We start from the raw sequence: 20,062 nt of genomic DNA on the forward strand, positions 1-20,062 counted from the left end.
GAGGTTAGCGTCAGGAGCGGATCGCTGCAGACATGCGATCAACGGCCTCGGCGAGGATCTCCGGGCTGGTGGCAAAGTTGAGGCGTGCGTGGTGCTCACCGCCGGAGCCGAACGTCGCGCCTTCATTGAGCGCCACCTTCGCTTTTCGACGCAACCAGCCCGCCGGCTCCTTCTCATCCCCAATCGCCGTGCCCGCGAAGTTTAGGAACATGAGATACGTCGCTTCTGGTCGGGTGAACTCAATGCCGGGGATGGCCTCGGGCAGAGTCTCAATGAGCCAGTCGCGGTTCTGCTCAAGCGCCGCCAATTGGTCCTCCAGCGCGGGCGTGCCGTAGCGGTAGCATGCCTCCGCTGCGACAATGCCCAGCGTGCCGGTGCCGTCTTTGGCCACACCGGTCAGGCTGTGCCAGGTTTTCACGTCCTCGTCGTTGGAGAAGATCATCTGGGCGCACTTCAGGCCGGCAATGTTCCACGCCTTCGATGTGGCCGTCACAGTGATACAGACGTTCGCTGTGGTCTCGTTGATGCCGGCGGCGCAGATGTGTCCGCTTTGGCCGTTTATTCCGCTTGCGGAATAAACGATGGGGGCGTGAATCTCGTCGACAAGCACTCGCGCGCCGTACTTATCCGCGATGGCGCACAGCTGGGTGAGCTCTTCTTCGTCGAACGTGTAGCCCCACGGGTTGTTCGGGGCGGCTAGCAGGATCGAGCCTGCGCCATTGCGGAACGCGGCATCGATCTCCATGAAGTCTAGGCCGCCCTTCGCACCGACCTCGACCATTTCACGGCCGGCCGTCGCCGGGATCTCCAGAAACGGCGGGTAGGAGGGCACCGGAACGATGACGGGAGAGTCCGGCTTGGTGAAGTACTGAACACCCAGCAGCATCCCACGCACAACATCGGCAACTGGAAAGACCCGCGCCGGGTCAGGCCGCCAGCCGTAGCGTGCAGCGTAGAAGTCGCTCAACGCGTCGCCGAGCCTGTGGTGTGCCGGGGTGTAACCAAGGGTCTCGTGCTCCACGGCGTCCTGGATTGCGCGCTTGACCGGCTCAGCGGTGGGGAAGTCGGATTCCGCCACCCACAGCGGCAAAACGTCGTCGTCGAACTGGGTCCACTTGCGGGTACCGCGGGTGCGGAGGGTCTCAAGGCTAGGGAATTTCATAAGGTCCAACTTACGCCTTCCAACATTGGCTGGAAATACAACAACCCGGTCACGAGGACCGGGTTGTGAGAAGATGCGACGATCTACATCGCCGCCCGTGGCCCCAATTCTATATACTCGCCACGAACTACTGCAAGGGGGAATTGTGGGTGAGTTGCCGGCTTGGGGCCAACTTCTTGGTGAAGCACGATTTCACACTTACATGTCCGAGTCAGGTGAAGATACTCACAGGGCGATCGAACTCTATCAGTGGAGTACTGCCCTGGCTGGAGCTTTCGTACCTCAGCTCGCACATTTCGAGGTTCTTACCCGTAATTCCCTGAACTCAGCATTACGCGTGTGGAACAGCCGACAACCCGGATACCTCAACGTATTCGACTGGGCTTTAGACGATCAAACAGCACCCCGCTTGTACTCGCTTATTGGCAAGGATCTGGGCCGTGCGCGTGTGTGGGCACGACAGCAAGCCTCAGACCGCGAAGTTGGACATCCTCGAAGGAATGCGGCCATTACTCATGACGACGTGCTCGCCCAGCTGACTATGGGAACGTGGGTCAAGCTTCTTGGGGCAGGTGCGAAGCAAGATGCTGCCGCGAAGCAGACATCGAAGGACATCTGGGTGGAACATCTGCACGTGGCTTTTCCGAACGCAGGGAGCGTGAACATTGCCGATCCGGGGCGGAGGAGAAGCCTCGGGGCAAGATATGCTCGCATTGCTAAATTGAGAAACAGGATCTCCCATCACGAGCACTTACTCCACGTAGACGTTCGACGTCGCGTCAACGACCTGTTGTCCGTGTTGGGTGAGATCAATCCGGACCTTCCAGCGTGGGTTATGGAAGGGAGCCGTATCCGGCAAGTCAACTCCCAGGACCCTCGAAAAACGCGCTGAATCGGGCTCAGATCTCACCGAACTGGGTCCACTTGCGGGTACCGCGGGCGCGGAGGGTCTCAAGACTAGGGAACTTCATAGCTTCCACGCTAGCGCTTGACCTTGCCCTAACGGCAAACTTTATTCTCGCGGACATGATTGATCGTTCTATCTACCCGATGCCCATGTTCGTGACTTTGCCTGTGACTGATCTCGGTGCTGTGGAGGAGTTCTACCACGCCGCCGGCTTCATTTCCCTGGCCACCATTCCAGGTGAGGACGGCAGCCCGGCTCTGATCCACTTCCGGCGCCAGCGCTACCAAGACATCCTCGCAGTCCCCTCCGGCGACATCACGCCGGGCTCATCCTCGGTGACGTTCGCCGCCCACGACGATGACCTAGGTGCCATCGCCGAGGCAATCCGGGCGACCGGAGCCGCCGTGGAGGGACCGGTAGACACTCCGTGGTACACCACCGATGTCACCGCCACCGACCCAGACGGGCACACCATCGTGTTCACCAAGCAGCGGCCGCAGGAGGCTGCACAAGCTCAGGAGTGGGCGGACACCTTCGAGAGGCAGTAGTGGCTAGTCGTCGGCGCCGTCTGTGCCGTCAGTGTCATCTGTGTCGGCGGCATCTTGAAACCCGAACGCCTTGAGCCGCTCCCTGTCAGCAGCCGAGCTGGACGCAGTGAGCGCCAGTAGCTCCGAGTAAATGCCCCCGGAGGCTGCCAGCTCGGCGGGTGAGCCCATCTCGTCGATCCGTCCGTCCTTGAAGGTGATGATGGTGTCGACGTCGGCGATCGTCGATAAGCGGTGGGCGATCATGATGGTGGTGCGATCCTTCATCAACTCGTCCAGGCCGGCTTGAACGGCGCGCTCGGATTTGGTGTCCAACGCCGATGTCGCCTCGTCGAGCACCAGCACTGGCGCGTCCTTGAGCATCGCGCGGGCGACCGCGACGCGCTGCTTTTGGCCGCCGGACAGGCGCAAACCGCGCTCGCCGATGACCGTGTCGTAGCCGTCCTTGAAGGACGAGATGAAGCCGTGCGCGTTGGCGCGCTTAGCCACGTCTTCAATCTCGGCATCGCTGGCATCCGGCTTGCCGTACGCGATGTTCTCCCGGATCGTGCCGGAGAACAACGCCGGTTCCTGAAAGACCACGCCGGTGGAAGCGCGGACGCGCTCAATATCGGCGGTGTTGATGTCTTTGCCGCAGACTTTCAAGCGGCCCTGCGTAATGGGGTATAGGCCCAGCAGTAGGTTGACCAGCGTGGACTTGCCGCCGCCGGACTCTCCAACGAGTGCGATCTTCTCCCCGTGGCGGGCTGTGAAGCTGACGTCCTCGAGCACAGGCTCACCGGGCGTGTAAGCGAAGGAAACGTTGTCGAAGGCGACCATCGGCTCGCCCTCCTGCAGGGCGGGCACCGCGGCGGTGTCCACCTCCGGAACATCGGACGCCTCTGTGGCAGCGACGATCTGGGAGTTGGCGGCTTCCTCGATCGGCTCGTCCATCACCTTGAAGTAGTCGCGGGAGCCGGCGATGGCGCGCTGAGCGGAGTCCACCAGGAAGCTCATCATTTGCACCGGCTGCTGGGCCATCGTGACCATCTGGACCAGCATGACCATGTCGCCGATGGAAAAGCGGCCGTTCAAGGTCTCGCGGAACAGCACAAGATAAATGAAGAAGAAAATGACGTTCATGGCCATGCTGCGCCCGACATCCATTGAATGCCACCAACGGGACTGCGGCCGGGTCAGGTTGATCGTCTCGCCGTAGCGGGTACCAAAGGAATCCAGCTCCCGGGCCTCCGCAACGAAAGACTTGGTCACCTTCACCTGGCCGACGACCTCCGCGAAGCGGCCGTTGGCCAGGTCGATCTCTTCGTTCTTGGCCTGCTCGAACTTCTGCCAGCGTTTTGAGGTCAACGCCGTAAGCACCAAGTAGATCGGGAAGAGCATGAGCAGCAGCACGGTCAGCGGCCAGTAGTAGAAGGCCGTGATGCACAGAATCGCAATGAGCTGGAGGAACATCGGCAGCAGCGAGTTGGAGAAGCTCTGGATCGTCTGCGTGATGTTCATGATCGAGCGGTCCAGCCGCGCGATGATCGTTCCTGTCACCTGGCCGTCGAAGTAGCTTTGCGGCAGCGACAACAGTTTGGCGTAGTAGCGGGTGGACAGCGCCTGCCGGATGCGCGCGGAAACGACATCGCCCAAATAGCCGCCGATGTTGCGGCCTAACGTCCACAACGATTGGGTCAGCAGGAGGGCGGCGGCCAGCCACGTGAGCGTCGTTAAGCTTCCACCGTCGACAATGGTGTCCGTCGCTTCGCGAAGAATGAATGGGGTGAGCAAGTTCAGCGCGACCGTCAGTGAGGAAATCACCACGATGCCGAGGTAGTACGGCCACAGGGCGGAGGCGCTCTTCATGACGCGGAAAAGAGGTTGCACGTGTCCACAACATACACCTGGGTGCGCGTGTGTTCGGATCCGTGCTGTCGGCGCTGTACAGTGAGGGGACCTGTTGGTTTGAAACTTTTCGCAGAAAGGCGCCCCATGGCCCGTACCCCAGTACGCATTGCCGCTGTCCTCGCGGCGAGCTCTCTTGCGCTCGTCGCCTGCGTCGACGACGAAGGCATCGTGGACCAGGAAGGCACCCTGACCCCGACGACGGGTGTGGCCACGCCGACCGAAGAGCCGGAGGCGTTTGAAACCAACGACGTCTCACCGGAGGAGACTGACGAGATCAGCGGTGAGATCGTGGAAGATCCGGGCATGAGCGTCCATTACAAGTGGCAGGGCACCAAGTCCGCCCCGAACGGTGGCACCGTGGTCACCATCGCTGTGACGAACACCGCCGACGCGATCATGCCCCCCGAAGCACTCGGTGAGCCCCGTTTGACGTACTCCGGTGACAACGCCAGCCGCCTCAGCGCCGAGGAAGCCGGCATTGAGATTGAAGGCCTGGACATGCCGCTGGGCAAGGGCGCCACCGCCAATCTCCAGTTCGCGTTCGACGTGAGCACAGGCAACCTCTACGATGCTGAATTCCAGATCGGCAACGTCGTCTTCACCGGGAACCTGAACAACTAATGGAGCAGGTAGTTCTGTGCGACGATGACGGCCGCCCCACCGGCACCGCCGACAAATTCGAGGTCCACACGACGGACACGCCGTTGCATTTGGCGTTTTCCGCTTGGCTTTTCGACGCCTCCGGCCACCTCCTCATCTCCCGCCGCGCGTTAGGGAAGAAAACCTGGCCGGGTGTGTGGACGAACAGCTTCTGCGGTCACCCCGCCCCAGGCGAAGCTACCGAGGATGCCGTTGTCCGCCGCGCCCAGCAAGAGCTCGGCCTGCCGGCGTCCGCTCTGGCCGATCTGCGCTGCGTTCTGCCGGACTTCCGCTACCGGGCTGTCGACTCCTCTGGGATCGTCGAGCACGAGATCTGCCCCGTCTATGTCGTGCGCCTTGCCGGCGGTGCCGAAGCTGCCCCGAATCCCGATGAGGTGGACAGCACTAAGGGGGTGAACCCCGCCGATCTCATCACCGCCGCTGAGGCGATGCCGGCGGTCTTCTCCCCGTGGTTGGTGGAAGAACTGGCCCGCCCCGAACTGCGTGCAGTGCTCGAGGGGCAGTAGTCCGCACACTGGGGTTGGCGGGCTAGACCTCCCGGAACACGCCGCGCAGGTAGCCGAGCGGGTCGGTGACCAGCTCCGCGTTCTCCCCTGAGAGGTCAACCCGCAGGACGGTTCGGTCGGGTTTGTACTCCGGCCAGCCAGGCTCGCCGGTGTGGGCGTAGCGGATGAGCCAGCCATTGAGGCCTTCGCCCGCACGGTACGGCGGGGCGCCGAACAGCGGTGCCAAATCGGCGGAGTGGCGGGCACGGGTGCGGGCGTCGGAGGTCAGCTCGGCCTGCCACACTCGGCCCGGCGCACCCTCGGCAACCTGGTCGACCCAGCGGCGGATCAGGTTGGCGGAAAAGAACTCCCCGTTGATGTGCTTCGGGTTGCGGGCTTTAAGCGCTTTGAAGAAAGGGACGTACTGCTCCCGTTTGAGGCCCATGCCGATGCCGGGCGCGGCCATGTTGAGCCGCGCGGTCTTCAAGGTGTCGTGGATGGCACTGGAATTGAACATCTCCTCATCGACGGAGGAGATCACCAAGTCCACCTCGGCCATCTCTGCGGTATCCAGTGGAGCGGGACCAAGCGCCATATCGGTGATATACCGGGTGCGCACTGCGTTGTATCCGCGCCTGAGCTGCTTCGGGCTCGCAGCGTTGAGGGAACCGCGGGTCAGAGGGATCCCCGCACCGGCACGAATGAACTTCTTCCGCTGCTCGAAGGTCAGGCGGGGGAAGGCAGGGGAGAGGGCCACAGCGCGCCGAAACGCGCCGCGGTAATGGTCGCGCCGCATCAGCCACAGCACCACATTCGCGCCGGCGGACTGGCCGGTCAGCGTCACGTTAGTAGGGTCACCACCGAACGCCTCAATGTTCTTCTGCACCCATTCCAGTCCCAGGGACACGTCGTCGACGGCGCGGAAGTGCGCGACCCTGTCGTCGTGGAAGGGGACCAGCCCCTCCAATTTCAGGCGGTATCCGATCCGGACCAGGATCACGCCGTTTGAGGCCAAGGCGTCACCGGGAGTTGCTGCATCCTCATGGTTGCCCATTTCAAAGCGGCCACCATGAATGTGGACCACCACGGGCAGGTCATCAGTGTCTGTTGCCCCGAGCGGGGCCGTGATGGTCAGGGCGGTGCGTTCGGGGTGGGGCGTAGATGCGTCGATAAGCTTGCCCGTTGGCGCTGGTTCCGCATCGTCGAAGGGGGCCGGAATGTGCGAGTACTCAATCGAATGGAAGTGGGCGATGCGGCCGTCGACGCGGCCGATGATCGTCCCGGCGGGGCAGGTCACCTCAACAGGGTTGCTCATGCGGTCTAAGCTTAGTGATCAATGATTGACATCGGGTTCAGCTTGACGCAGTCCAGCCCATGGGTGCAGGTGCCCATGGTGCTGGCGTTCGCGCTGCCCGCTGCCGGCATCGCGGCGGTGGGAATGGTGCGCGCGGTGGACTGGGTGGCAGCAGTTTTGGGCGATAAGGAACCGAAGGTAGATTAAGGCGCTATGGCCAACCCGGAAGACCTGCGCAAAGAGGACATGCGTCTGCCTAAGGAGCGCAGGAAGTACCCCCGCAGCCGCGTCACGCAGGCGCTGTGGATCCTCATTGCCCTGGTGCTCGTGGCGGGGATCGTCGGGTTGTTCTAACCCGTTGCTCTAGCCCGGGTTAGCGCCGCGCAGATGCCTCCGCCACCCGGGCGAACAGGTCGATGCTGGTGAGGTCCTCGATCAGCACCGGTTCGCCGTCGGAGTTGGAGAGCGGGACGCACCAGTTCTTGTACTGTTCGGCATTGGTGCCCGGCTGGTTCTGGATCCGCACATCACCCACCATGTCCACGAGGTTGGTGCAGGTCAAAGCCGACCCGGTACCGGCGATGAAGCGCGTCAGGCCGAGCACGAGCTCTTCGGCGTCGCCGCGCTCGTCGCGGCCGAGGTTGTCGAAGTCGTAGTCGGCCAGCGGGGTGCCCTCAAACGCACCGTGATCGCGGGCGTTTGCCAAGACGTGGCCCTGCCAGGCGACATCCTTCGCGTCGAGCTCTTCAAAGGAGTCCTCAACAATGCCGAGGGCGTCGCGCAGCTCGTTGTGCGCGCCCTTGAGGTAGCCGGCGGTCGGCGGCAGGTCGTGCGTGCCGACGGAGCTCATCGACAGGTTGCGGTACTCCTCCGGGTTCATCGGGCGATCGCCGGCGGGGGAGTGCTCGAACCAGATCACAGACGTGCCCAGCACGCCGCGGTCACGCAGCACGTCCTGCACCCACGGCTCGAAGGTGCCCAGGTCCTCACCGACCACGACGGCCCCGGCGCGCTCCGCCTCAAGGGCGAGAATGCCCAGCATCGCCTCGTGGTCGTAGTTCATGTACACGCCATCCAGCGGGGACTCCATCCTCGGAATCCAGAACAGGCGGAACAGGCCGAGAATGTGGTCGACGCGAATGCCGCCGGAGTTCTTCAGCACGGTCCGCAGCAGGTCACGCCACGGCTTGTATCCCGCTTCGGCCAGCTTGAAGGGGTGCCACGGCGGCTGGGACCAGTCCTGGCCCTGCTGGGAGTACCCATCCGGCGGGGCACCCACGGATGCGTCCTGGACAAGCACGTCGGCCAACGTGTTGGCGTCTGCTCCGCCAGGGTGAACACCGACAGCTAGGTCTGTCATGATGCCAATGCGCATCCCGGCATCCTTGGCGCGATGCTGCGCCTGCGCCAGCTGAGTGTCGGCGAGGAACTGCAGCCACATGTAGAACTGCGCGAGGTCGTCGTACTCCTCGGTGATGATGACCGCGTGGCGCCGCTCGTCCTCACGGGTCAGCTCGGTGTAGGCGCACCAGCGGGCGAAGTTGACCAGGCCCTCGCCCTGGTTCTCCACATACTCGTCGAAGGCTGATTGGTCAGATTCCTCGAAGATGTAGAACATTTCGTTGAGGATGGCCAGTTTGGTGTCAAAGATCGTGTCGCGGTCAATGAACTCCGGCGAGCGGTTCATCGCGCGCAGCTCAGCCGAGAGCTCGGCGATCTCCTCGCGGGTCTCCTCATCCAGCTGCGCGAACTCAGGCACGTCTTCCACCGCGATGTAGATCGGGTTGACAAAGCGCCGTGAGGTGGGCAAATACGGCGAATCCTCCACCGGCGGGAACGGTTCTGCGGCGTGCACCGGGTTGATCAGCAGATAGTCCGCGCCTTGCGCCGCGACGACCTCCGCGAGCTCAGCCAGATCGTGGAAATCGCCGATTCCCCACGAATTCTCCGAGCGCACAGAGTACAGCTGCGCCATCACACCCCACACCGGGTCCTTCAGCAGCTCCAGGTTGGTCGTCAGCACGCGTGGAGTCACCACCAGCGTGCAGGTTTCCTCAATCTCGCGCTCATCGCTTTTCGACGACAAATGGATCGTATGCCACCCCATCGGCACATCCCCGCGCGTGTGGAATGTGGCCTCGCCCCAGTTCACACCGTCATGGAACGTCGGAGCTGCCCAGTTCTCGTCCTGGTAGACCTCGGAGGTGGAGCCGTCTTCCAGGGTGATCCACACATCGGCCGGAGCGCCCTCCGGCACGTGCACGTTGAAGTGGGTCTCTTCGCCCTCGCGGGCGATGACAACGGGAGGCAGGGGGCGGGTATCCCAGTGCACACGCCACGCACCGAGGGCTTCGTGGAGTTCCTCGTCTGCAGGATCGTCGGAAAGCGGAACGTCGAGCGCGCGCAGCAATTTCACCATGGATGAATGGGGCGAAGACACGATTTCGTTGTTCATGCCCCGGTAGGTCAGGCCGAAACCATAGGCGGTTGCTAGTTGCTCGAGGAGTTCCGTGTTAGCCACACTGAGCTATTCTGCCAAAGAACGCAATTTTTGGCTGGGAAAGAATTGTCGCAGGTCACAGTGGGAGTATTGTGTGACTATGACTTCTCCCGAGACCAAAATCTACAGCACCCCGGCCGGTTTCGAACTGGCGCCGGACGACAACTGCCTGACCCTGGCCGTCAAGACCATTGAGAAGCGTCCCAGCGCGGCGATTTTCTCCCGCCCCGCCGGGCATGACTGGCAGGAAGTGAGCGGTAAAGAGTTCATCGCCCAGTTCCGCGCCGTGGCGAAGGGCCTGGTGGCGAACGGCGTTGAGCAGGGTGACCGCGTGGTCCTCATGGCAGACTCCAGCTACGAATGGGCGCTGATGGACTTCGCCATCATGGCGGCCGGAGCGGTGAGTGTTCCGGTGTACCCGTCGTCGTCGGCAAGCCAGGTGCAGTGGATTGTCGAGGACTCGGGCGCGAAAATCGTAGTCTGCGACACGGAAGCGAACCGTGCGCTGTACAACAACCTCGTGCTGCGTGAAGACGGTACGGCCCCGCTGGTCGATTCTCCGACGCAGCTGAAGCGCTCGCTTGCCTTCGCTACCGGCGGTGTGGGCCTGCTCGTGGAGGACGGCCGCGGCATCGGCGATGACGTCATCGACGAGCGCATTGCCAACATCTCCCACGACGACCTGATGTCCATCGTGTACACCTCGGGCACTACCGGCCGCCCGAAGGGCTGCCTGCTGACCCACCTGGTGTGGGCATCCCAGGCAATGGCCCTGTTGCACAATCCGATCGGCTCCGGACTGGCCGCGAAGCCGGGCACCCGCTACGTGACCATCCTCCCGCTGGCGCACGTTCTCGCGCGTGCCGTGCACCTTGCCGCCACCATCGGCGGCGCCCACCAGACACACTGGTCTGACACCCGCACCATTCCGATGGCGCTGCAGCGGTTCGAGCCGTACATGATTCTCGCTGTCCCGCGCGTGTACGAAAAAGTCCGCGATGGCGCGTACAACAAGGCGGCGGATTCCTCGCCGATCGCCGCTCGTCTCTTCCTGCAGGCGGAAAAGGCTGCGATCGCATACTCCAAGGCCATGGACACCCCCGAGGGGCCGTCCAAGCTGCAGGAGGCGAAGCACAAGGTCTTTGACAAGCTCGTGTACAAGAAGCTGCGCGACGCTGTCGGCGGCAAGGCCGTGATCACCATTTCCGGCGGCTCCGCGATTTCTGCGCAGCTGCTGCACTTCTTCCGCGGCCTGGGCTTGACCATCTACGAAGGCTACGGCCTGACCGAGACCGCCGCTGCTGCGACGGTGAACAACCCGGAGCACATCCGTATTGGCACTGTGGGCCAGCCCAACAACGGCTACTCCGTCAAGATCAACGAAGACGGTGAGATCTGCTTCAAGGGCGATGGCGTGATCAAGGGCTACTGGAACAACCAGAAAGCCACCGACGAAGCGATTATCGACGGCTGGTTTGTCACCGGTGACCTCGGCGAGATCGACGAAGACGGATACGTGAAGATCACCGGGCGCAAGAAGGACCTGATTGTCACCGCCGGCGGCAAGAACGTCTCCCCCGGACCGATGGAGGATATCCTGCGTTCCCACCCGCTGATCTCCCAGGCGCTTGTGGTCGGCGACGGCAAGCCCTTCGTCGGTGTGCTGGTCACCCTCGACGACCAAGAGGTGGCGCGCTGGAAGAAGGAGCACAGCATCCCCGAGGACATGGAAATCGGCGAGCTGGTGAGGAAGAGTGCCGAGTTGCGCGCTGAAGTCCAGGACGCCGTCAACGAGGTCAACCGCAGTGTTAGCCAGGCAGAGCAAATCAAGAAGTTCCGGATCCTCGACCAGGATCTGACCGAGGAGTCCGGCGAGATGACAGCCACGATGAAGATCAAGCGCAACGTCGTCTTCGAGCGGTACAAGAAGCAGATCGATAGACTTTACCGCTAAAACTTCACACGGGGAACAGATTCCTGTTATTTTGGCCACACAAAACTGTTTGTGTGGCCAAACTTATGGCCTAGGAGTGCCAAAGGAGCTCCCCATGACCTTGAAGACCTTCACTGTTGATGCCCCGTTCACCGTCGCCCCCGACGAAAACTGCTTTTCGGCATTAGTAGCTAATGCTGAGAAGCGGCCGGACATTGTCTTGTTCACCAAGCCCGAAGCCCACGAGTGGGTGGACGTGACCGCCGCCGAGTTCGTCGCGGAGGTCCGTGAAGCGGCCAAGGGTCTCATTGCCCTCGGTGCCCAGAAGGGCGACCGCATCGCGCTGCTGTCCGGCGCGCGCTACGAGTGGCCGGTCGCTGACTTCGCCATCATGGCCGCCGGGCTGACCACCGCAGCGATCTACCCGTCCAGTTCGCTCGAGCAGGTGCAGTGGATCGTCGAAGACTCCGGCGCGGTCATCGCCCTTGGCGAGACCCACGACCACGGTGTGCTCTTCGAGCACGTCACCAACTCTCATCTGCGCGAAATCCTGCTTTTCGACGACGGCGGCATGGACAAGCTCAAAGAAGCCGGCCGCTCCGTTTCTGACGAGGAACTCGACGAGCGCATCGCGGGCATCTCCCACGATGACATCGCCTCCCTCGTCTACACCTCCGGCACCACCGGCCGCGCCAAGGGGTGCATGATCACCCACCTGAACTGGATCTTCCAGGTCCGCGGTCTGTTGGCTCACCCGGCCGGCCAGGTAGCCCGCCGCGGCAACAAGGTGGTCACTTACCTTCCGCTCGCCCACGTCATGGCGCGCTCGGTCCACCTCGCCGCCACCCTCGGCGAGACCACCCAATCCCACTGGCAGGACGTGTCCACCATCGCGGCCGAGTTCCAGCGGGTCAAGCCCGATCTGGTTCTAGGCGTCCCGCGCGTGTATGAGAAGGTGCGCGATGCTGCTCGTCGTAAAGCATCTGATGGCTCCGCGATCGGCGCGAAGATCTTCGCCGAGGCCGAAAAGACCGCCATCGCATACTCCGAATCGCTCGATGCGGGCGGGCCGTCACTGGTGCTCAAGCTCAAGCGCGCCGTCTTTGACAAGCTGGTCTACTCCAAGATCCGCGAAGCGCTCGGTGGCAAGATGGAATACGGCATCTCCGGCGGTTCCGCACTCGGCGTGCCGCTCGGCCACTTCTACCGCGGCGCTGGCCTGCCGGTGTACGAGGGCTACGGCCTGACCGAAACCTCCTCCGCCGCCGCCTTGAGCTTCGGCGACGACCGCAAGATCGGCTCCGTGGGCAAACCGATGATGGGCTACACGGCGAAAATCAGCGACGAGGGCGAGATCTGCTTCGCCGGCCCGGGCGTGTTCACCGGGTACTGGGGCAATGAGGAGGCCACGAAAGAAGCGCTTATCGACGGCTATTTTCACACCGGCGACCTCGGCGAAATCGACGAGAAGGGAAACATTTCGATCACCGGCCGCAAGAAGGATCTGCTGGTCACATCCGGCGGCAAGAACGTCGCCCCGCAGCCGCTCGAGGAACTGCTGCGCCAGGATCCGCTGATCTCCCAGGCAGTCGTCGTCGGGGACGGAAAGCCCTTCATCGGTGCGCTCATCGCGCTCGACGAGGACGCCCTGACATCCTGGAAGGAAGCCCGCGGCATCGACCCAGACACCCCCACCTACAAGCTGGCGAAACGCAACGACCTGCGCATGGAAATCCAAGACGCCGTCAACCGCACCAACCACGCTGTTTCGAAGGCTGAGGCGATCAAGAAATTCCGCATTCTCCCGCGCGATCTCACCGAAGCAGACGGCGAGCTCACCCCGTCCCTGAAAGTCAAGCGTCCGGCCGTGTTGGAGAGCTTCGCGCACCAGATGCGGAAGCTCTACGGATAACTTCTCGGCGTGCCGTACGGGTACCTGTGAACTTCTGGCATAGAGTCAACCACCGACACTGACGGTGTGTCAGCCAGGGAAGCCAGAAGGAGGCGAGTGTGCACCGGACTGCTGCGACGCTACGCCACCGCGAGCTCACTCAAGAGGTCTACAATATCGGCGATGAAGTGGTCGAATACATCGAGCACATCGCCGAGGCGATCGCCGACTACGACGGCGAACTGACCGACGACTGCCTCGCCGAATTCGCCGAGATCGTCGACGACGCCCGCACCGATGCGCGCCGCGTGGTCGGTGAGCTGATCGGCCTGCGCCAGGCGCTCGTCTCCGGTGTGCGGGCGGGCTCTATCTCCGCCGCACTGCCGTTGGAGGAGCGCATCCCGGAGCCGGAAACTCTCGACGCCTCCGCGCTGTACGAGCTGTTCCCGCTCAGCTCGCCCGCCCCGGTCAAAGACATGTCTGAGGCGTGCACCCAGCGCACCGACCTGATCGTCCAGCACCTGGGTGAAGTCGTCGAGTACACCCTCGAGCAGACGGACATGGTCGCCCAGAACCTCGCGGCGGTGTCCCTGCCGCAGCTTTACTTCCGTGTCGGTGAACTCGTTGAGTCTGCCGTCGACGGCTGGCTCGACTCCGTCGTGGCTGAGCACCCGGGTTTCACCCGTGCCATGCGCGGCTGTAACCCGCCGGCGTTCCTGGAGGAGCGCGCGCGTGTCGACGCCATCGTCGCCAAGGTCGCGGCGAAGCGCTCCCGCCGCGGCGCGTAGGCCCCACAGGGCGCGCGTAGGGCGCGCCGCGGCGCTAGAGCTCAACCCGAACTCAACCTCACTAACCCCACTGGCCACATCGGCCTCACTGGCCCCGCCGGAACCGCCCATGGGCACCGTCCTGGCCCGCCTCCAGATATAGTTTGCATCCTTGTCGGGGAAGCTAAATCTGACCTGCGCTTTTAGAGCTTGAACCGGCAAGGATGCAAACGATATCTTGGCGGGCTTTAGAGTTGACCCCATGGCCAATTCTGATGGTTCTACTTCCAGCCGCGGCAGGGGTGCGAACGCTGTGCGCGTCTTAGAGGTGATGGGCGCGGGCAGTGGGCGCGGCGCGGACAGGGACCACTCGGCCGGGTTCGGCGTGTACGTCCACGTCCCGTTCTGTGCGACACGGTGCGGGTACTGCGACTTCAACACCTATACACCGTCGGAAACGGAGACTTCCTACGCGGCCTACCTGGACGCGTTGGAGCGTGAGTTGGAAATGGGCGCGGCCAGTACAGACCTCACCGGTGGGGTCGACACGGTCTTCATCGGCGGCGGCACGCCGTCGCTGCTAGGGGCGGACGGTTTGGGCAGGATCCTGGACACTATCAAAAGAACCTTCGGGGTGAAACCGGATGCGGAGGTGACTACGGAGTCGAATCCAGAGTCGACAAGCCCGGAATATTTCGAGGGTCTCAAAAGGGCGGGGTTCACGCGGGTGTCGTTGGGGATGCAGTCTGCAAGCACGCCGGTGCTGAAGATCCTGGACCGCCAGCACACCCCCGGCCGTGCTGTCGCCGCGGCAAAGGATGCGCAACGGGCCGGGTTTGAACACGTCAATCTCGACCTGATCTACGGCACCCCGACAGAGACGGAAGATGATGTGAAGAAGAGCCTCGACCACGTCCTCGACGCCGGGGTGGATCACGTGTCCGCCTACTCACTCATTGTGGAGGACGGCACCGCGATGGCCCGGAAGATCAACAAGGGCCAGCTGCCGGCCCCGGACGAGGATACCTACGCGGACCGCTACGAACTCATCGCCAGCACGCTGGAAGAAGCTGGGTTCGGCTGGTACGAGGTGTCCAACTGGGCTAAGCCGGGCGGGGAGTGCCAGCACAACTTGATCTATTGGCGCGGCGGGAACTGGTGGGGTGCCGGCCCGGGCGCGCACGGGTATGTCGGCCGGACGCGGTTCATGAACGTCAAGCGGCCGGAAACATACAACCAGAAACTGGCGACGGGTCAGCTGCCCATCGCCAGTGAGGAAACCATCACGGATGCCGAGCACCACTTCGAGCAGATCATGCTCGGCCTCCGCCTCAAAGAGGGCATCCCGCGCAGCTGGATCCAGCCAGGCGCTGAAGCGGTGCTCCGCAAGCACCGTGACGCCGGTCTTCTCACGACAGGTGAGCGCATTGCGGTCACGGATAAGGGCCGTTTGCTTGCCGACGGCATCGTCACCGACATCTTGGCCGCCGAGTAAGTCAGCGCTACACTCGGTTTAGCAGTCAACAAAGGAGAGTGCTAAACATGGCGGGTCCCGCACGCGACCGTAGGCAGGCGGTGCTGCGCGCGATCGTCGCGGACTACATCGCGTCGCAGGAGCCGGTCGGGTCGAAGACCCTGGTGGAGCGGCACAAACTGAACGTCAGTTCCGCCACGATCCGCAACGACATGGCGGTGCTGGAGGCGGAGGGCTTCATCGCCCAGCCGCACGCGAGCTCGGGGCGTGTACCCACGGAGAAGGGCTACCGCGCCTTCGTGGATGCCATTAACGACGTCAAGCCCCTCTCGCTGCCGGAGCGCCGCGCGATCTCCGACTTCCTCGAGTCCTCTGTGGACTTGGAGGACATCATGCGCCGTTCGGCCCACCTGCTCGCGCAGCTGACCCGCCAGGCCGCCGTGGTGCAGCTGCCGACCCTCAGTGTCTCCCGAGTGAAGCACTGCGAGGTCGTGGCACTCACCCCCACGAGGTTGCTGCTCGTGCTCATTACTGACACCGGCCGCGTGGACCAGCGCAACGTCGAGCTCGCCGGTCCGATCAGTGATGAGGAGACCGCGCAGCTGCGGGATCTACTCAACCGCGTCTTGGAGGGCAAGACGATGTCGGATGCGTCGACTGCCCTGGCGACGATTGCCCAAGACGCCCCGGATCATGTGACCAGGGCGATTGCTGTGGTGATTGATACGCTCGTCGAAAAGCCAAGCGACCGTGTGCTTATCGCAGGCGCAGCGAACCTTGTCCCGATGACCACGGATCTGCTTAGCGTGGTCGAGGCACTCGAGGAGCAGGTTGTCGTGCTCAAGCTACTGGCAAACCTGCCTGAGCTGGGCAATGTGTCGGTGGTGATCGGGCAGGAGAATGAGGATGAGGAGCTGAGCAAGGCCAGCATCGTGACCACGGGTTACGGTGCGGCGGGCGAGACGCTGGGTGGTCTGGGGGTCCTCGGCCCGACGTACATGGACTACCCCGGTACGATTCAAAAGGTTGCGGCGGTGGCGCAGTACATTAGCCACATTCTCGCCGGAGAGGAAAGGATTTAGATGGCCCGCGATTACTACGGCATCCTCGGGGTTGACCAGAACGCGTCGGATGCGGAGATCAAGAAAGCTTATCGACGTCTCGCACGCAAGTACCACCCCGACGTGAACGACACGGATGAAGCCGCGGAGAAGTTCCGCGAAATCTCCGTGGCGCAGGAGGTGCTGCTGGATCCGCAGAAGCGGGCGATCGTCGACCGTGGCGGGGACCCGATGGAGCAGGGGGCCGCCGCGCCGGGCGGTGGCGGCTTCGGCTTCGGTGACATTTTCGAGGCGTTCTTCGGTGACGCTGGCGCAGGCGGCGGCCGCGGCCCGCGCTCGCGCGTTCAGCCCGGAAACGACGCACTGTTGCGCACCAGCATTTCGCTGGCGGAGGCGTACTCCGGAACCCGCAAGGACGTCACCGTCGACACCGCAGTGGTGTGCGAGCACTGCCGCGGCACTGGATCCGAGTCTGAATCCAAGCCCGTCACCTGTGATAACTGTGGCGGGCAAGGCCAGGTTCAGCAGGTGCAGCAGTCCTTCCTGGGCAACATCATGACAACATCGAGCTGCCCTAAGTGCCAGGGCTTCGGCGAGATCATCACCGACCCGTGCCAGAAGTGCGGCGGTCAGGGGCGCGTGCGTTCCCGCCGCGACATCACGGTGAACATTCCAGCCGGCATTGTCTCCGGAATGCGCATCCGCATGGCGGGCCAGGGTGAGGTCGGCCATGGCGGCGGCGCTGCCGGCGACCTGTACGTGGAGGTGACTACCGAGGATCACCCGGTGTTCGTCCGCGACGGGGAGAACTTGCACTTGAAGGTCTCCATGCCGATGTATGACGCCGCTTTGGGAACGAGCCTCGAGGTCGAGGATCTCGCCGGTGAGACCACCACGATCGAGATCCCGGCAGGCACGCAGCCGAACGAGCAGATCGTCCTTGAGGGCGAGGGCATGCCCCGTCTGCGCGCCGAGGGCGCCGGCGACTTGATCGCCCATGTTCAGGTCGTCGTGCCGGAGACGCTGACCAAGGAGGAGCGCCGCGCGCTCGAGGATCTGCGCGCCGGGTGCAAGGAATCCGCCCACGTCCAAGAGGAAGCTCCCGGTGAGGAGAGCTTCTTCGGCCGGCTCCGGGACCGTTTCCGTCGCTAAGCTATGAGCCTGCCGTACTTTCTCTGCGACGACCCGGCCGCGGGCCGCCTCGACGGCCCAGAAGGACGCCACGCCGTCACGGTCAAACGCATTGAACCCGGCGAGCACATCATGCTTATCGACGGCTCCGGCCGCACCGCCGAAATCTCCGTCACCGAGATCACTGGCAAGGATTCTCTGGTGGGAGAGGTCGTGCGCGTGGACGACGTTCCGCAGCCTCGGCCGCGGGTGACGGTGGTGCAGGCCATCCCGAAATCCGAACGCGCCGAACTCGCCGTCGATCTGGCCGTCCAGGGTGGAGCAGACGAGATCATCCCGTGGATCTCCCACCGCACCATCGCACGGTGGCAGGGCCCGAAGGTGGCCAAGAACGTAGAGAAGTGGCAGGCCACTGCCCGGGAGGCGGCCAAGCAGTCCCGCCGCGCCTGGGTGCCGGAGGTCCGCGAGCCGGTCACCACGAACCAGCTCGCGGAACTCGTACGCGGCCACGCCGCCTACGTCCTCCACGAAGATGCATCCACCAGCATCAAAGACATAGACCTTGACGTCGACCACCTGTATCTCATTGTCGGTCCCGAAGGCGGGATCGGGCAGGAGGAACTTGCGGCGATCCCTGCGGTGTCGATAAGCATGGGGCCGGAAGTACTGCGCACCGCCAGTGCAGCACTTGCCGCGCTCTGCGCGATCGGTGCGTTGACGCACCGCTGGTAGTGTGAACCGCATGGCAGAACTGGTCACACGCTCGCACGAGCTCGACCCTGAACACGCCCAGGCCATTTTGGGCATCAACGACGAGAACCTGCGCACCCTCAACGACCTGCTCGGCGCAGACCTTTTCGCGCGCGGCACGAACGTCACGCTGCGCGGACCTGTGGAGGATGTCGCCTACGCCGCCCGCGTGCTGGATGAGGTGGAGGCGATGGCGCGCCGCGGAATCGTCATCACAGCCGACGCGGTGACGCACGCAGTGGACATCATGGCCTCGGACGCGCCAGAGTCCGTCGCCGACATTCTCGGCCAGGAGATCATTGCTCGGCGCGGCAAAGTGATTCGTCCGAAGACCGCAGGACAGCGCGAGTATGTCGATGCGATCGATGAGAACACGATCGTGTTCGGAATCGGCCCGGCTGGTTCCGGCAAGACTTACCTGGCGGTGGCGAAGGCTGTCCAGGCCCTGCAGTCCAAGCAGGTCAAACGCATCATCCTCACCCGCCCCGCTGTGGAGGCAGGGGAGAAGCTGGGCTTTTTGCCCGGCACCCTGAACGACAAAATCGACCCGTACCTGCGGCCGCTGTACGACGCGTTGCGCGACATGCTCGACCCCGAGATGATCCCGAAACTCATGGAAGCCGGCATCATCGAGGTCGCCCCGCTGGCTTACATGCGTGGACGCACGCTCAACGACGCTTTTGTCATCCTCGACGAGGCGCAAAACACCACCCCTGCCCAGATGAAAATGTTCCTCACCCGCTTGGGCTTCGGGTCCAAAATGGTGGTTACCGGCGACATCTCGCAGGTGGATCTACCCCGCGGTGTTGTCTCCGGTGTGCGCGTTGTGCGCCAGATCCTGCGCGGGATCAAAGAGATCCATTTCCAGGAGTTCGGCGCCAACGACGTGGTGCGCCACCAGCTGGTCGGGCGCATCGTCGCCGCCTACGACACCTACGACGCGCAGCGCGCCGAGCGCTGGGATGCCGAGGCTGCAGCGCCCGCCGGGCCGACCGGCAAGCATGCCGCCGCCTCCGCAGGTCAGCGGCAGGAGGATAAGGAGAAGAAGTGAGCATCGAAGTCCTCAACGAATCCGGTGAGACCGACGTCAACGAAGAAATGCTTGTCGACGTCGCATCCTTCGCCCTCACCGCCCTCGACATCCACCCCGACACCGAGGTGACCATCACCTGCGTCGATTCGCCGACCATGGCGGATCTGCACATGCGCTGGATGGACTTGCCCGGCCCTACCGACGTGATGAGCTTCCCAATGGACGAGCTCAGCCCCGGCTCCGGACGCCCCGACGCAGCGCAGCCGGGGCCGGCCATGCTCGGCGACATCATCCTCTGCCCCGACTACGACCGCAAACAGGCTGAAGCAGCGGGCCACCCCCTAGGCCACGAGATGGCGCTGCTGACCGTTCACGGCGTGTTGCACCTGCTCGGTTACGACCACGCCACGCCCACCGACGAGCGGGAGATGTTCGGCCTGCAGAACGAGATCCTCGCCGACTGGTACGACGACCTATCCGCCCGCGGCGTGGAGTACCAGCCGAAACCCGACGGGCGGCACGCGTTCCCGTCGGGCGCGGACCGGCAGGAACTAGACGGGCTTGTCGAGGAGCAGTAAA

The 20,062-nt window shown here is 63.4% G+C and carries 18 protein-coding genes; 14 read left to right on the forward strand and 4 right to left on the reverse strand.

Annotated features, from left to right (window positions below; translation table 11 throughout):
* Nucleotides 1–10 precede the first annotated feature (10 nt).
* The gene (locus KBX18_RS07975) at nucleotides 11–1,162 is read right to left on the reverse strand and encodes a MalY/PatB family protein (protein WP_255995552.1); all 1,152 of its coding nucleotides are present in this window, start codon (nucleotides 1,160–1,162) and stop codon (nucleotides 11–13) included.
* Between the two features lie 1,026 nt (nucleotides 1,163–2,188).
* Between KBX18_RS07975 and KBX18_RS07980 the strand changes: the two genes are divergently transcribed.
* On the forward strand, nucleotides 2,189–2,617 hold the full coding sequence (locus KBX18_RS07980; protein WP_255995553.1) for a VOC family protein: 429 nt from the start codon (nucleotides 2,189–2,191) through the stop codon (nucleotides 2,615–2,617).
* A gap of 3 nt (nucleotides 2,618–2,620) precedes the next feature.
* Here KBX18_RS07980 and KBX18_RS07985 read toward each other — a convergent pair whose 3' ends face one another.
* Nucleotides 2,621–4,483: an ABC transporter ATP-binding protein gene (locus tag KBX18_RS07985; RefSeq protein ID WP_255995554.1), complete on the reverse strand. Its 1,863-nt coding sequence runs from the start codon at nucleotides 4,481–4,483 to the stop codon at nucleotides 2,621–2,623.
* 105 nt (nucleotides 4,484–4,588) lie between these two features.
* Here KBX18_RS07985 and KBX18_RS07990 point away from each other — a divergent pair, with 105 nt between their 5' ends.
* Together KBX18_RS07990 and idi are read left to right on the forward strand one after the other, a co-directional pair.
* A complete protein-coding gene (locus KBX18_RS07990) occupies nucleotides 4,589–5,125 on the forward strand; it encodes a hypothetical protein (protein WP_255995555.1) in 537 nt (178 codons plus the stop codon).
* The gene (gene idi, locus KBX18_RS07995) at nucleotides 5,125–5,670 is read left to right on the forward strand and encodes an isopentenyl-diphosphate Delta-isomerase (RefSeq protein WP_005289304.1); all 546 of its coding nucleotides are present in this window, start codon (nucleotides 5,125–5,127) and stop codon (nucleotides 5,668–5,670) included. Before KBX18_RS07990 ends, idi begins: the two co-directional genes overlap by 1 nt.
* Nucleotides 5,671–5,692: 22 nt before the next feature.
* Here the strand turns inward: idi and KBX18_RS08000 are convergent, their stop codons facing one another.
* Nucleotides 5,693–6,964, reverse strand: coding sequence for a carboxylesterase family protein (locus KBX18_RS08000; RefSeq protein ID WP_005289307.1), 1,272 nt, complete (start codon nucleotides 6,962–6,964; stop codon nucleotides 5,693–5,695).
* Nucleotides 6,965–6,985: 21 nt separating this feature from the next.
* Between KBX18_RS08000 and KBX18_RS08005 the strand changes: the two genes are divergently transcribed.
* Together KBX18_RS08005 and KBX18_RS08010 are read left to right on the forward strand one after the other, a co-directional pair.
* Nucleotides 6,986–7,150, forward strand: coding sequence for a hypothetical protein (locus KBX18_RS08005; protein ID WP_005289311.1), 165 nt, complete (start codon nucleotides 6,986–6,988; stop codon nucleotides 7,148–7,150).
* Between the two features lie 6 nt (nucleotides 7,151–7,156).
* Complete coding sequence (locus KBX18_RS08010; RefSeq protein ID WP_005289314.1) at nucleotides 7,157–7,297, forward strand: hypothetical protein; 141 nt, start codon at nucleotides 7,157–7,159, stop codon at nucleotides 7,295–7,297.
* A 19-nt stretch (nucleotides 7,298–7,316) separates the two neighbouring features.
* Here KBX18_RS08010 and malQ read toward each other — a convergent pair whose 3' ends face one another.
* A complete protein-coding gene (gene malQ / locus KBX18_RS08015; protein ID WP_255995557.1) occupies nucleotides 7,317–9,464 on the reverse strand; it encodes a 4-alpha-glucanotransferase in 2,148 nt (715 codons plus the stop codon).
* Nucleotides 9,465–9,543: 79 nt separating this feature from the next.
* On the opposite strand from malQ, the gene KBX18_RS08020 reads away from it, so the two are divergent.
* From KBX18_RS08020 to ybeY, 9 genes are all read left to right on the forward strand, one after another.
* Nucleotides 9,544–11,397: a long-chain fatty acid--CoA ligase gene (locus tag KBX18_RS08020; protein WP_255995558.1), complete on the forward strand. Its 1,854-nt coding sequence runs from the start codon at nucleotides 9,544–9,546 to the stop codon at nucleotides 11,395–11,397.
* 94 nt (nucleotides 11,398–11,491) lie between these two features.
* On the forward strand, nucleotides 11,492–13,288 hold the full coding sequence (locus KBX18_RS08025) for a long-chain fatty acid--CoA ligase (protein WP_255995559.1): 1,797 nt from the start codon (nucleotides 11,492–11,494) through the stop codon (nucleotides 13,286–13,288).
* A 98-nt stretch (nucleotides 13,289–13,386) separates the two neighbouring features.
* Nucleotides 13,387–14,055, forward strand: a complete 669-nt coding sequence (locus tag KBX18_RS08030; RefSeq protein WP_005289323.1) for a hypothetical protein — start codon at nucleotides 13,387–13,389, stop codon at nucleotides 14,053–14,055.
* A gap of 310 nt (nucleotides 14,056–14,365) precedes the next feature.
* Nucleotides 14,366–15,529 carry a radical SAM family heme chaperone HemW gene (hemW, locus tag KBX18_RS08035; protein WP_255995585.1) on the forward strand — a complete coding sequence of 388 codons (1,164 nt, stop codon included), beginning with the start codon at nucleotides 14,366–14,368 and terminating at the stop codon, nucleotides 15,527–15,529.
* Nucleotides 15,530–15,576: 47 nt separating this feature from the next.
* A complete protein-coding gene (gene hrcA / locus KBX18_RS08040; protein ID WP_005289329.1) occupies nucleotides 15,577–16,590 on the forward strand; it encodes a heat-inducible transcriptional repressor HrcA in 1,014 nt (337 codons plus the stop codon).
* Complete coding sequence (gene dnaJ / locus KBX18_RS08045) at nucleotides 16,591–17,721, forward strand: molecular chaperone DnaJ (RefSeq protein WP_255995560.1); 1,131 nt, start codon at nucleotides 16,591–16,593, stop codon at nucleotides 17,719–17,721.
* Between the two features lie 3 nt (nucleotides 17,722–17,724).
* Nucleotides 17,725–18,432, forward strand: coding sequence for a 16S rRNA (uracil(1498)-N(3))-methyltransferase (locus KBX18_RS08050; protein WP_255995561.1), 708 nt, complete (start codon nucleotides 17,725–17,727; stop codon nucleotides 18,430–18,432).
* A gap of 10 nt (nucleotides 18,433–18,442) precedes the next feature.
* Nucleotides 18,443–19,501, forward strand: a complete 1,059-nt coding sequence (locus tag KBX18_RS08055) for a PhoH family protein (RefSeq protein WP_255995562.1) — start codon at nucleotides 18,443–18,445, stop codon at nucleotides 19,499–19,501.
* The gene (gene ybeY, locus KBX18_RS08060) at nucleotides 19,498–20,061 is read left to right on the forward strand and encodes an rRNA maturation RNase YbeY (protein WP_255995564.1); all 564 of its coding nucleotides are present in this window, start codon (nucleotides 19,498–19,500) and stop codon (nucleotides 20,059–20,061) included. Before KBX18_RS08055 ends, ybeY begins: the two co-directional genes overlap by 4 nt.
* Nucleotide 20,062 lies beyond the last annotated feature (1 nt).

The sequence above is a fragment of the Corynebacterium sp. CCUG 69979 genome (genome assembly GCF_024454095.1).
In the GTDB taxonomy this organism is placed as follows: domain Bacteria; phylum Actinomycetota; class Actinomycetes; order Mycobacteriales; family Mycobacteriaceae; genus Corynebacterium; species Corynebacterium genitalium.

Coding starts and splice junctions, on each gene's coding strand:
- KBX18_RS07980 (WP_255995553.1), top strand. CDS start 2,189: ATGATTGATCGTTCTATCTACCCGATGCCCATGTTCGTGACTTTGCCT.
- KBX18_RS08010 (WP_005289314.1), top strand. CDS start 7,157: ATGGCCAACCCGGAAGACCTGCGCAAAGAGGACATGCGTCTGCCTAAG.
- KBX18_RS08055 (WP_255995562.1), top strand. CDS start 18,443: ATGGCAGAACTGGTCACACGCTCGCACGAGCTCGACCCTGAACACGCC.
- KBX18_RS08000 (WP_005289307.1), bottom strand. CDS start 6,964: ATGAGCAACCCTGTTGAGGTGACCTGCCCCGCCGGGACGATCATCGGC.
- idi (WP_005289304.1), top strand. CDS start 5,125: ATGGAGCAGGTAGTTCTGTGCGACGATGACGGCCGCCCCACCGGCACC.
- KBX18_RS08020 (WP_255995558.1), top strand. CDS start 9,544: ATGACTTCTCCCGAGACCAAAATCTACAGCACCCCGGCCGGTTTCGAA.
- KBX18_RS07975 (WP_255995552.1), bottom strand. CDS start 1,162: ATGAAATTCCCTAGCCTTGAGACCCTCCGCACCCGCGGTACCCGCAAG.
- KBX18_RS08050 (WP_255995561.1), top strand. CDS start 17,725: ATGAGCCTGCCGTACTTTCTCTGCGACGACCCGGCCGCGGGCCGCCTC.
- hrcA (WP_005289329.1), top strand. CDS start 15,577: ATGGCGGGTCCCGCACGCGACCGTAGGCAGGCGGTGCTGCGCGCGATC.
- dnaJ (WP_255995560.1), top strand. CDS start 16,591: ATGGCCCGCGATTACTACGGCATCCTCGGGGTTGACCAGAACGCGTCG.
- KBX18_RS08005 (WP_005289311.1), top strand. CDS start 6,986: ATGATTGACATCGGGTTCAGCTTGACGCAGTCCAGCCCATGGGTGCAG.
- hemW (WP_255995585.1), top strand. CDS start 14,366: ATGGGCGCGGGCAGTGGGCGCGGCGCGGACAGGGACCACTCGGCCGGG.
- KBX18_RS08025 (WP_255995559.1), top strand. CDS start 11,492: ATGACCTTGAAGACCTTCACTGTTGATGCCCCGTTCACCGTCGCCCCC.
- KBX18_RS07990 (WP_255995555.1), top strand. CDS start 4,589: ATGGCCCGTACCCCAGTACGCATTGCCGCTGTCCTCGCGGCGAGCTCT.